The following is an 11,509-nucleotide window of genomic DNA, read 5'->3' as shown; positions in this document are numbered from 1 at the left end:
CTGGGTAGGCCGGCGTTGCACGTGCTGCGTGGCTGCCAAGCGGCCACCGGCCCGGCGCGTTGCCTGCGGGCGCGTCATCTGCCTGCCATCGCCGCGCTGCAGCCCGCGCATCAGCGCCTGGCCGCAGCCTCGAACGTGGTCGGCTTGGGCAGGTCCACCGGCACGCCGGCGGTATCGCAGGTGCCGGCCTTGCACAGGCGCTCGCGCAGGCGCGGGGTGGCCTGGACGATGACGTGGTAGATCACGTTCTCTTCCAGCGTGCCGCGGAACGCCGCGCTGCCCGGGCCGGTGGCCCAGATACCGACATCTTCGCCGCCATGGCTTTCTGACTTGGTCGGCACCAGCGATTCCTGCATGTAGCTGGGCGCTTCGGTGTCGACGTGGGTCAGGTCCGGGCGGCCGGCGGCCGGCTGGCTGCTGCTGGGTTCGTGCGGGTATTTCTTCGAGCCGGCCGGCTGCGCGTTGCTGGCGCCGGTATAGCCGGGGCCATTGGCGTAGCTGAGCGTGGTATAGGGCTGGCCGGCCAGATCGGTGGCCAACTGGCTGCGGTCGCCTTCTTCGCCGCCGGTGCCGCGCACCTTGCCCAGAATCGGGTTGCCGCGCACCGGGTAGCCGACGAAGTTGAGCGTGTGCGAATGGTCGGCGGTGACGATGATCAGCGTGTCCGGCGGCGCGGTCTGCACGGCAGCGCGCACCGCATCGGACAGCGACACGGTTTCATCGAGCGCGCGGTAGGCGTTGCCGGCGTGATTGGCGTGGTCGATCCGGCCGCCTTCGACCATCAGCACGAAACCGTTCGGGTCGCGCGACAGCGACTGGATCGCGGTGCGGGTCATCTCGGTCAGGCTGGGCTCGCCCTGCGGGGTGCGGTTGCGGTCATGGTCGAACTGCATGTGGTCCGGTTCGAACAGCCCCAGCAGCGCCGGTGCGCCGGCTGCCGCTTTCAGTTGCTGCTCATTCCACACATAGGCGCCCTGCGGGTGCGCCTGCTTCCACTCGGCCACAAGATCGCGGCCGTCCAGGCGCAGACCCACCTTGTCGTCGTATTCCGGGTCGCGCTCCTGCACGGTCTGGAACTGGCTGCGTCCTCCCCCCAGCACGACTTGAGGGCCGCGTCCGTAGCGGGCTGTGGACAGCAATTGCTGGGCGATGTCCTGGCAGCCGGCGGTGCGTGCGGACTCGGGCAGGTCGGTGTCGTTTTCCCAGTTGCGGTCTGGCGAATGCGCATATGTTGCCGCGGGCGTGGCATGGGTCAGGCGCGTGGTGGTGACGATGCCGGTGGCCATGCCGGCGCTGTCGGCCAGTTGCAACCAGCTCAACAGGCCCTTGTTCAAGCTGTCGGCGCAGTCGCTGCGATTGCCGCTGCTGACCCCGATCGCACCCATGTGCGACTTCACACCGGTGGTGATCGCGGTCATGGTGCCGGCCGAATCCGGCGTCTGCGAATCGGTGTTGTAGGTCTTGCTGAAGGCGGTGGCCGGGAACTGCTCCCACGACAACAGGTTTTCTTCACCGGGCCCGCCCTTGCGCTGGCCATCCAGGATGCGCGCAGCGGCGACCGTGGTCAGGCTCATGCCATCGCCCAGGAACAGGATCACGTTGCGCGCCTTGCCCGCCATGGCGCCGTTGCCGGCCGCCCGCGCCGCGCCGGAGCGGTACCACCACTGTGGGGTCTCGCCGGCCGGATGGGTCACTGGCGGCACGTCGACCTTGACCGCCGCGGGGGCAGAGGCGCTGCTTCCGGCAGTGGAGGCACAGGCGGCGACGCACAGCGTGGTCAGGGCGGCGAGGGCAGGCAGGCGGTAACGCATCGGCATCGAACTCGTGGCTGAATCGGCGCCCATTATGCCGCGATGGCTGGTGTCACACCGATGACACAGCGCTGTTCCAGTGGTGGTCTCGCGGGCAGCGCGGGCCTGGGCTATGGTGCATGCACTCTCCCCCCGGATGATTCGACGACATGAAACTGGTTGCGGCCTGGTTGCGCATTCCGTTCTGGCAACGCGTGGTGGCCGGCTTCGTGCTGGGCGCGCTGGCCGGTGCGGCAATGGGCCCGGCGGCCGATGTGTGGTTCGGCCCACTTGGCGATCTGTACGTCACCCTGATCAAGATGATTGCGATTCCGCTGGTGTTTTTCGCGGTGATCAATGCGATCTCGTCGTTGCACGGGCAAAAGTCGGTCGCCGCACTCGGCGGGCGCACGTTCTTGTGGTTCGTCATCACCGCGGCATTGGCGGTGGGCGTGGGCCTGGCGGTGGGCACGATCATGCAGCCGGGCGCCGGCCATTTCAGCTTGAGCGTGGATTCGGCCTGGACGCCGCGCGATGTGCCCAGCCCGATCAAGGTGCTGCTGGATGTCGTCCCGTCCAATCCGTTCTACGCGTTGACCGGCATCGGCACCAAGACCAATGCGGCTGGCGAAACCGTGCTGGCGGCGGGGCGTGGCTCGATCCTGCCGGTGATCTTCTTCGCGGCGCTGCTGGGCTTTGCCATGGTCAAGCTCGGCGAGCGGGTGGCCGAGGCGCGCAAGCTCGCCGGGCAACTGAGCGAGATCATGATCCAGGTCACCCGCTTCGTGCTGGAGATGACCCCGCTCGGCACCTTCGGCCTGATCGCCAGCCTGGTCGGCAGCTATGGCTTTGCGAAGCTGCTGCCGTTCGGCAATTTCGTGCTGGCGCTCTACGTGGCCTGCGCGATCCATATCCTGGTGGTCTACAGCGGTCTGTTGCTTGCGCATGGGCTCAACCCGTGGAAGTTCTTCCGCGGCGCGGCGCCCGGCATGCAGGTGGCGTTCGTGAGTTCATCGAGCTTTGCGGCAATGCCGGTGGCGATGCGTTCGATCACCCACAACCTGGGCGTCAGCAAGGACTACGCCGCATTCGCGGTGCCGCTGGGCGCCAGCATCAAGATGGACGGCTGCGGCGCGATCTTCCCCGCCTTGTGCGCGGTGTTCATTGCGCAATACACCGGCGTGCCGCTGACCGCCAACCAGTATTTCGTGGTGCTGATCGCCTCGGTACTCGGCAGCTTCGGCACCGCCGGCGTGCCGGGCACGGCGGTGATCATGGCCACGGTGGTGCTGAGCGCGGCGAACCTGCCGCTGGAAGTGATCGGCTACCTGTATGCCATCGACCGCATCCTGGACATGATGCGCACCATGACCAACGTGACCGGGCAGATGCTGGTGCCGGTGCTGGTGGCCAAGGAAACCGGCTTGCTCGACAAGCGCATCTACGACGCGGCGTCGAGCAATGTCGGGCTGGAAGATCCGCCTGCCGACAGTGCCAAGCCGCTGCGCTGAGGTGCCGATGCGTGCCGGATTTCCCATGCTGCGCGAACGGCTGCAGCAGCTGCCCGAGCTGGAAAGTGTCGATGGCGTATTCGTGCAGCGCGGCCTGGCTGACGACCCCTTCGCGCAGCATTATCTGGAAATCCGGCGCAAGGAAGGCCGGCTTTACAGCGATGCGCAGGTGCGCAGCCTGCCGCGTCCGAGCGGCAAATTGGGCACTACGCTGGAATGGCGCGTACGCGCGCTGTCCAGCGGTTTGCTGGTGCGGCATCTGCAGGCGCGCGCGAGTGCGGGCGCCATCCTCGAACTCGGTTGCGGCAATGGTTGGCTGTCGCAATTGCTGGCGCAGTCGCTGCAGCGCGATGTCTGCGGCATCGACGTCAATCGCACCGAACTCAGCCAGGCCGCACGCGTGTTCGGCCACGAGGAGCGTTTGAGTTTCGTCGCTGCCGACATCCACACCGTCGCGCTGCCTCGCGACGTATTCGACGTCATCGTGCTGCCGGCCTGCGTGCAGTATTTTGCCGACCCCGCCGCACTGATCGAACGCCTGCTTGCCCATCTGCCCGAGGATGGCGAGCTGCATATTCTCGACAGCCCGCTCTACGCCACGCCGCAACGCGGCCAGGAAAGTGCAGCGCGCAGCCTGCGCTATTTCACCGAGTTGGGCGTTCCGGAGCTGGCCGCACACTACCACCAGCACACCTACGCCACCTTCGACCGCTTTGCGGTGCAGTGGTTGTTCGACCCGCGCCGCTGGAGTGCGCGTGCGCGCAAGATGCTCCGGCTGCCGCAGCCGCATTTCCCGTGGCTGTGTCTGCGCAAGCGGGACAACCTTGGAGTGAGTGGCGGTTGAGGGTGCGTGTCGAGGTTGTCCGATAACGCGCAGCAGCGTGACTCAGGTTATTCGGCGATGCTGCTTTTCCGGCTGGCGCGATAACGTCGAAATATCCCGAGTCTGGTTCATGGACAGTGCGCTGACGCGTGCCGATGTCTGTTGCGTGTTCCATGTCGCCCGGCGTGGCGATCGGGTTGCAGGTATGCCGAGGCTTCCACCCACATGGCACACTTCCAGCTCATCCATTGACGAGGGCGGGCGGTGATTGGCCAACAGCGTGATCTGACATTTCGGTTTCTGGCCGAGCCCAGCGACGTCAACTTCGGCGGCAAGGTGCATGGCGGTGTGGTGATGAAGTGGATCGACCAGGTCGGCTTCGCTGCAGCCAGCGGTTGGAGCGGGCATTACTGCGTCACCGTGGCAGTGGGCGGCATCCGCTTCGTGGCGCCGGTGCGGATCGGCGATCTGGTGGCGGTGTCGGCCAAGCTGGTCTACACCGGCCGCAGCAGCATGCATTTCGCCATCGATGTGCGGGCGCGCAGCCCGATGGGCGGCGATTCGCGCTTGTGCACCCACTGCATCATCGTGTTCGTGGCGATGGACCCCGACGGCGTAAGCCCGGTGGAGGTGCCGTCCTGGCGCCCCGACACCCCGGAAGATCAGCGCCTGGCCGAATACGCGCTCAAGGTGATGGAGTTGAGCAAGGGCATCGAGGACACCATGGCCCATTATCAGGCCGATAGGTCGCGGTAGCTGCGGGGCCGTTGGCCTCTCGGCACTGTGTGCCGAAGGGCAGGCGCGATGCCTCCACACCGCGATACAGACGCGCGGTGCCCACAGGCAGTGGATGAAGGTGCCTGGTCGCCAGGCGACTTTTCGGCTGCGGTGCGCACGGCATGTGGCGCTGCATGTGACTGCGCTGGCGTCCATGTAGCTGTGATGCCAACTGCGCCATCCGTGCCGCCGTCCCCTCGCCCCAACTCCTCGCCCGGAGGCAAAGAGGCTTCCAGGCTTGCGGGCGTCTGTTTCAGAACTGCCTCACGCCCCAAACGACAAAAACCGCGGGATCGCCGCGGCTTTTGTTGTCACGCGACCGACGCAGTGGCAATCGAAGCGCCTTTGCGTCCCTGGCATCCAGGTGAGCCCACGGAGCGCCGAAACCAGCGCAGCTGGCGCAGTGCAGGTCAGAGCACCCGACGCGCCTGGATGAATTTCTCGCTCCAGTAACCGCTGGCCAGCGAATCCACGCGCACATCCTTGCCGCGGCTGGGCGCATGCAGGAACTTGCCGTCGCCGACCACCAGGCCGACATGATCGATGCGGCCACGCTTGCCGAAGAACACCAGGTCGCCCGCCTTCAGCGCAGTCGGGTCCTTGATCAGTTCGGCCGATTCGTCGCGGGCGATGTCGCGCGAGACGCGCGGCAGGTCGATACCGAGCGCGGTCTTGAACACATAGCCGACCAGACCGCTGCAGTCGAAGCCTTCGGTGGACTCGCCGCCCCACACGTACGGGGTGCCGAGCAGGGCCATGGCGCGCTGCAGGATCACCTGCACGCGGCTGTCCGCCACGGCGTTCTGGGCGGCATTGGCTGCGCTCTGCGAGACGTCGTAGTTGGCAAGCAGGCGGCTGATGTCGCCGGCGAACATCGCCGAGCGGTCCATCAGGGGAATAGCGTCATTGGCGGCCAGGTGCGGAAGCAGGGCGGCCAGTGTTGCGGTGGCAGCGGCGTCGGCGCGGCTGCGGGTTGCGGCTTTCTCGGCGGCGACGGCGCTGTCTGGCGTGGTCGTCTGCGGAGCGGATGGGGTGCTATTGGCGGTTTGCGCCAATGCCGGAAGTGCTGCAAGCCAGAGAGCGGTGGCGCATAGCAGGCGGAGCGGTTTCCGGGGCGGAAGCGGTGCGGCGCCAGTGTTGATCTGTTCGTCGTTCGTCACGCGGGAATCACAATTCTGCTGTCGATACGGGATGATGCCTTGGTGAACGAATCGTTACGTTCAAAAAAAGTTAACTTGCCGTTTTATGACTTGTGACGTGCGTCACAAATCAGTGCAAAACACGCTTTGAACCTGAATAATGGTCACGCCAGTAGGCGCCGTCGAGGAAATCCAGGCGGACTGTACCGCCGGTGGTGGGGGCATGGACGAAGCGTCCTTCACCGACATAAATGCCGACGTGGGTCACGCTGCCGCCGGAGCCAAAAAACACCAGATCGCCGGTGGCAAGTCGCTCCGGCGGGATCGGTGGGCCCTGGATTGCGGCCAGCTCGCGCGAGGTACGCGGCAGCGCCAATGCCAGCACGTCCTTGTAGACATAGGCGACCAGCCCGCTGCAGTCGAAGCCGGTCTCCGGCGTATTGCCGCCGAATCGGTATGGCGTGCCCACCAGCCCCAGTGCGCGCATCAGGATGTTGTTGGCAGCGGCCGGGTCGGCAGGCGGTACCTGCGGCCACGCGCGCGCTGTAGGCGGCGGCGCAGGCTGGCGCCGGACCGGCTGTGGCGACGAACAACCGCCCAACAGCAGCAGGCCCAGCAACGAGCTGGCCGCGGCGCGCCGGGCGCGGGCGGCGAAAACTGGCGTGATATGCATGGAGCCGGGATAATGGGCGGTTCGAAAGGTCGCCATGATGGCGGCGCACCCGGCGGCCGACAAGCCGTCCTCCACCGTCTGCCACCGGGCAGCCCATTCAGAGCCAGGCATGAAGATCGAAAAAGACAGCGTCGTCCGCTTCCACTACACCGTTTCGGAGATCGGCCAGGAGCCGATCGAGAGCTCCAAGGAGCGTGACCCGTTGGCGATTATGATCGGCCACGGCAACATCATCCCGGGCCTGGAAGCGGCCATGATGGACAAGGAAGCCGGCGAGAGCTTCGGCGTGGACGTCAATGCCACCGAAGCCTACGGCGAATACCGCGAAGGCCTGAGCCAGCGCGTGCCCAAGAAGCATTTCGGCGCCACCAAGCTGGTGCCGGGCACCCAGGTCGTGTTGCAGACCAATTTCGGCCCGCGCGCAGTGACGGTGCAGAAGGTCGGCATGAGCGTGGTCGATGTGGACCTCAATCACCCGATGGCCGGCAAGGATCTGCATTTCGACGTGGAAATCATCGACGTGCGCGAAGCCACCGCGGAAGAGCGCGACCACGGCCATGTGCATGGCGACGGCGGTCATCACCACTGAGGTCGTGCAGGAACGCGGTGGCGCAGCAGTAGATCGACATGGCGCGCGTGCGCAATCGGTGCCTGCCGTTACACGGGCACGGCGATGTGGCATGCGCCGGTGGTGGATTTCTGTCTGTCGCTCCAGCTCGCCACCCATCCTGCGTGATTGCGATTCCTGACGGCCTGCCTCATCGGCGGGCCGTTTGCATTCTGCGGCGCGCGCCGCCGCACTTGATTGCCGAGCCGTGATGACATCCCGCGACGTGCTGTTCCCCATTGCTGCGGCCGAGCGCATCGTCGTGCTGGACGTCCTGCGCGGTTTTGCGCTGCTGGGCATCCTGTTGATGAACATGGAAGCCTTCGTCGGGCCGCTCGATCTGGCCATGACCGGCGTCGAGCCGCACTGGCACGGTGCCGACCGGCTTGCCGATGCGCTGGTCTACGTCTTCGTGCAAGGCAAGTTCTATACGCTGTTTTCGCTGTTGTTCGGGATGGGTTTTGCGATGATGGCGCAGCGCGCAGCGCAGGCTGGGCGCGCGTTTTTCGGCCAGTATCTGCGTCGCACCCTTGGGCTGCTGGCGATCGGCCTCGCCCACGCATTGCTGGTGTGGTCCGGCGATATTCTGGTGACCTATGCGCTACTGGCATTACTGCTGCTGAGCGCGCGCAGCGTGCCGACAGTGACGTTGCCGTGGTTGGCTGCATTGGTATACCTGTGCGCCCCTGGGCTGATCCTGTTGTATGGCGTGGCAGGCGAGATTGCGCAGGCCGATCCAGCGGCCGCGCTGCAGTGGAAGGCCGCCATGGCCGACGCTTCGCAGCAGGCGCTGGCGACTGTGCAAGCGCAGCGCGTCGCATTCGGAAGCGGCACCTATCTGCAAGCGACGCTGCAGCGCTGGCACGACTTTCAGGAGGCGATGACCGGCCTGAGCATCAACGGCCCGGCCATGCTCGGCATGTTCCTGCTCGGCAGCTGGTTCGTACGCAGCGGCGCGATCGCCGCGCCCGAGCGCTTCCCGCGCCTGTTTGCAACGCTGCGCTATGGCCTGTTGCCGCTCGGGCTGGGGGTGATGCTGGCAAGTTATGCATTGGAGCCGTGGATCGATCCGGCGCGGCTGGACCTGCGCCTGTCCGGCGCGTTCGCACTGTCGCTGATTGCCGGGCCGTTGATGAGCCTGGGCTATGCCGCGTGGGTGGTGCGCCTGGCACCGCGTCTGGCGTGGCTGGCGCCGGCGGGGCGGATGGCGTTGAGCAACTACCTGCTGCAATCGCTGGTGTGCACCGCGATCTTCTCCGGCTACGGGCTAGGCTATTTCGAACAGCTGCCGCGTGTGTGGCAATTGCCGTTGGCGCTGGCGTTGTTCGTGCTGCAGATACTGCTGAGCCATTGCTGGCTGCGCTGGTTCCGCTTCGGGCCGATGGAATGGTTGTGGCGCAGCCTGACCTACCTGCAGCTGCCGCCGATGTGTCGCGGCACGGCACGCACCGGGTAGCGCCAGCATGCGTGGTGCCCGCGATGATGTGGTGGTGATCGGTGCGGGCGCGATTGGCCTGGCCACCGCACTGGCCCTTGTCGAGGCGGGCCGGCGGGTACGTGTGCTCGATGCCGGTGCGCCCGGTGCGGCAACCTCGTACGGCAACTGCGGCACCATCACGCCGAGCCATGCACCGCCGCTGGCGGCGCCCGGCATGATTGCGCAGGCAATGAAATGGATGCTCACCCCGGATGCGCCGTTGTATATCCCGCCACGTCTGGACCCCGGGTTATGGCACTGGCTGCTGCGCTTCGCACGGCGTTGCAATGCACGCGATTGGCAATCCAGTGCGCAGGCGCGCGCGGCGTTGTTGCACGATGCGCGGCAGCGCTTCGATGACTGGGTTGCGCGGTATGCGCTGGACTGCGAGTTTCGCACCGACGGGCTGGATTACGTGTTCGGCGATGCGCGCCGCTTTGCGCAGTACCGCGACGAATGTGCGCTGTTGTCGCAATGGGGCATCCAGGCCGAGCTGATCGATGGTGCGGACTATGTGCGCCAGGACCCCGCATTTCGCGATGGCATTGCCGGCGCGATCCACTTCCCCGGCGATGCGCATCTGCGCCCGGAGCGTTACACCGCCGAGCTGGCGAGGGTGCTGCGCGCGCGCGGTGTGGTGATCGATGCGCACTGCCGTGTGCAGGCAATCGTGCCCGATGGCGTTGGCAGCTGCGTGCAGACCGAGCATGGCAAGCATGCTGCGCGCGAGGTGGTCATCGCAACCGGGCCATGGTCGCCAATACTGGCGGGGCAACTCGGTCTGCGCTTGCCGGTGCAGGCTGGCAAAGGCTATTCGATCACCTACAGTGCGCCGGCGCTGATGCCGCGCCGCCCGGTGGTACTGAAGGATCGCTGGGTGTTCGTGGTGCCGTGGCGCGATCGCCTGCGGATCGGCAGCACGATGGAATTTTCCGGGCGCGATACGCAGCTCAACGCCACGCGCCTGGCCGCACTGGAACGTGCAGCGGCCGACTACCTGCATGCGCCGCGCGGCCCTGCGGTGATCGAACGCTGGTACGGATGGCGGCCGATGACCTGGGACGACGTGCCGGTGTTGGGTGCAGTGCCTGGGCATCCTCACGTCTGGCTCGCGGCCGGGCATGGCATGCTCGGCATCAGCATGAGCACAGCAAGCGGACAACTGATGGCCGACCTGATCACGGGCCGCGCACCTGCGCTGGACCCGCATCCTTACCGGGCGGAGCGTTTCGCATGAGGGCGCGTTACGACTACGACGTGATGATTCTGGGCGGCGGCTCCGGCGGCCTGGCCGCCGGATTTCGCGCGGCAAAACATGGCGCGCGGGTGGCGATCATGGAGCCCAACGAATTGGGCGGCACCTGCGTCAATCTGGGCTGCGTGCCGAAGAAGGCGATGTGGCTGGCGGCCGATCTGGCCGGCAAGATCGAGTTGGCAGGTGCACTGGGATTCGATGTGCCGCGCCCGACGCTGGCCTGGCAGGAACTGGTCACGCATCGGCAGGGATACATCGCCAACATCCACGCCAGTTATCGGCGCCGTCTCAATGAAGACGGGGTGGTGCTGATCCCGCAGCGCGGCGTGTTGCAGGACCGTCACACCATCATGGGTGGCGACGGCGTGCCGGTGACCGCCGAGCACATCGTGATCGCCACCGGTGCGTACCCGCTGCGCCCGGATGTGGATGGCGCCGAACATGGTGAAGTCTCCGACGATTTCTTCAACCTCTGTCATGCGCCTGCGCAGGTTGCGATTATCGGCGGCGGCTATATCGCGGTAGAAATCGCCGGGCTGTTGCAGGCCTTGGGTAGCCGCGTCCATCTGTTCGTGCAGGGCGAGCGTTTGCTGGAGCGCTTCGATGCCGAGCTCACTCTGCAGCTGGCCGATAACCTGCGGCATCTGGGGGTGCGGCTGCATTTCGGTTTCACCACCACGGCGCTGGAGCGCGATGCGCACGGGGCACTGCGCGTGCATGGTCATCCGAAGCATCCGGGCGAGCAGGGCAACGATGTCTTCGACAAGGTGTTCCTGGCAGTAGGCCGCCGCGCCAATACCGCCGGGCTGGGCCTGGAGACGGTGGGAGTCGCGCTTGGCGACAAGGGCGAGGTGGTGGTGGACGACGGCCAGACCACCAACGTGCCGAATATTCATGCGATCGGCGATGTGGGCGGCAAGGTCGGGCTGACGCCGGTGGCGATTGCGGCCGGGCGCAAGCTGATGGACCGGCTGTTCGGCAACCAGCCCGATGCACGCATGGACTACGACGGCGTCCCCAGCGTGGTGTTTTCGCATCCGCCGCTTGGCCAGGTCGGGCTGACCGAAGAACAGGCGCGCGCACGTTACAACGGCGCGGTGCGCGTGTATCGCAGCAATTTTCGCCCGATGCTGCACGCACTGGCCGACGCGCCGCAGCGCAGCCTATTCAAGCTGGTGTGCGTAGGCGAAGAGGAACGCGTGGTCGGCGTGCATCTGCTGGGTGAGAGCGCCGAGGAAATGCTGCAAGGTTTTGCGGTGGCGGTGAAGATGGGCGCGACCAAGCGCGACTTCGACGAGACCGTGGCGATTCATCCCACCTCGTCCGAAGAGATCGTGTTGATGCATTGAGGGTTGGGTTGCGGAGTAGCGTCGCCGTTGCGGATTGTTGGGTGATTGCAAGCTGGTGGTGCCTAAGCTTCGATCAAGGGCAGGTTGCGAAGTTCACTGCCGTCGTAG

The 11,509-nt window shown here is 66.0% G+C and carries 10 protein-coding genes; 7 read left to right on the top strand and 3 right to left on the bottom strand.

Annotation, left to right across the window (positions count from 1 at the left end):
• Positions 1 to 110: 110 nt before the first annotated feature.
• Entirely contained in the window at positions 111 to 1,817 is a 1,707-nt protein-coding gene (locus tag M3O59_RS13255) for an alkaline phosphatase (RefSeq protein WP_249046283.1), read from the bottom strand.
• A 143-nt stretch (positions 1,818 to 1,960) separates the two neighbouring features.
• On the opposite strand from M3O59_RS13255, the gene M3O59_RS13250 reads away from it, so the two are divergent.
• From M3O59_RS13250 to M3O59_RS13240, 3 genes are all read left to right on the top strand, one after another.
• Positions 1,961 to 3,301: a dicarboxylate/amino acid:cation symporter gene (locus M3O59_RS13250; protein WP_249054677.1), complete on the top strand. Its 1,341-nt coding sequence runs from the start codon at positions 1,961 to 1,963 to the stop codon at positions 3,299 to 3,301.
• A 7-nt stretch (positions 3,302 to 3,308) separates the two neighbouring features.
• Positions 3,309 to 4,145, top strand: a complete 837-nt coding sequence (locus M3O59_RS13245; protein ID WP_147308520.1) for a class I SAM-dependent methyltransferase — start codon at positions 3,309 to 3,311, stop codon at positions 4,143 to 4,145.
• Between the two features lie 243 nt (positions 4,146 to 4,388).
• Entirely contained in the window at positions 4,389 to 4,880 is a 492-nt protein-coding gene (locus tag M3O59_RS13240) for an acyl-CoA thioesterase (protein ID WP_064632756.1), read from the top strand.
• A gap of 431 nt (positions 4,881 to 5,311) precedes the next feature.
• On the opposite strand, the gene M3O59_RS13235 is transcribed toward M3O59_RS13240, so the two are convergent.
• Positions 5,312 to 6,061, bottom strand: a complete 750-nt coding sequence (locus M3O59_RS13235; RefSeq protein WP_249047022.1) for a C40 family peptidase — start codon at positions 6,059 to 6,061, stop codon at positions 5,312 to 5,314.
• Positions 6,062 to 6,170: 109 nt separating this feature from the next.
• On the bottom strand, positions 6,171 to 6,713 hold the full coding sequence (locus tag M3O59_RS13230; RefSeq protein ID WP_064632826.1) for a C40 family peptidase: 543 nt from the start codon (positions 6,711 to 6,713) through the stop codon (positions 6,171 to 6,173).
• A gap of 109 nt (positions 6,714 to 6,822) precedes the next feature.
• On the opposite strand from M3O59_RS13230, the gene M3O59_RS13225 reads away from it, so the two are divergent.
• From M3O59_RS13225 to gorA, 4 genes are all read left to right on the top strand, one after another.
• Positions 6,823 to 7,302 (top strand): FKBP-type peptidyl-prolyl cis-trans isomerase, encoded by a 480-nt coding sequence (locus tag M3O59_RS13225; RefSeq protein WP_064632751.1) that lies wholly within the window; start codon positions 6,823 to 6,825, stop codon positions 7,300 to 7,302.
• Between the two features lie 229 nt (positions 7,303 to 7,531).
• Positions 7,532 to 8,776: a DUF418 domain-containing protein gene (locus M3O59_RS13220; protein WP_116906232.1), complete on the top strand. Its 1,245-nt coding sequence runs from the start codon at positions 7,532 to 7,534 to the stop codon at positions 8,774 to 8,776.
• A gap of 7 nt (positions 8,777 to 8,783) precedes the next feature.
• Positions 8,784 to 10,034, top strand: coding sequence for an NAD(P)/FAD-dependent oxidoreductase (locus M3O59_RS13215; protein WP_249046279.1), 1,251 nt, complete (start codon positions 8,784 to 8,786; stop codon positions 10,032 to 10,034).
• Complete coding sequence (gene gorA / locus M3O59_RS13210; RefSeq protein ID WP_116906230.1) at positions 10,031 to 11,401, top strand: glutathione-disulfide reductase; 1,371 nt, start codon at positions 10,031 to 10,033, stop codon at positions 11,399 to 11,401. The genes M3O59_RS13215 and gorA overlap by 4 nt, the downstream gene beginning before the upstream one ends.
• Positions 11,402 to 11,509 lie beyond the last annotated feature (108 nt).

The organism is Xanthomonas nasturtii (assembly GCF_023337365.3).
Classification (GTDB): domain Bacteria; phylum Pseudomonadota; class Gammaproteobacteria; order Xanthomonadales; family Xanthomonadaceae; genus Xanthomonas; species Xanthomonas nasturtii.
This window is presented reverse-complemented; position numbering and strand designations above follow the sequence as displayed.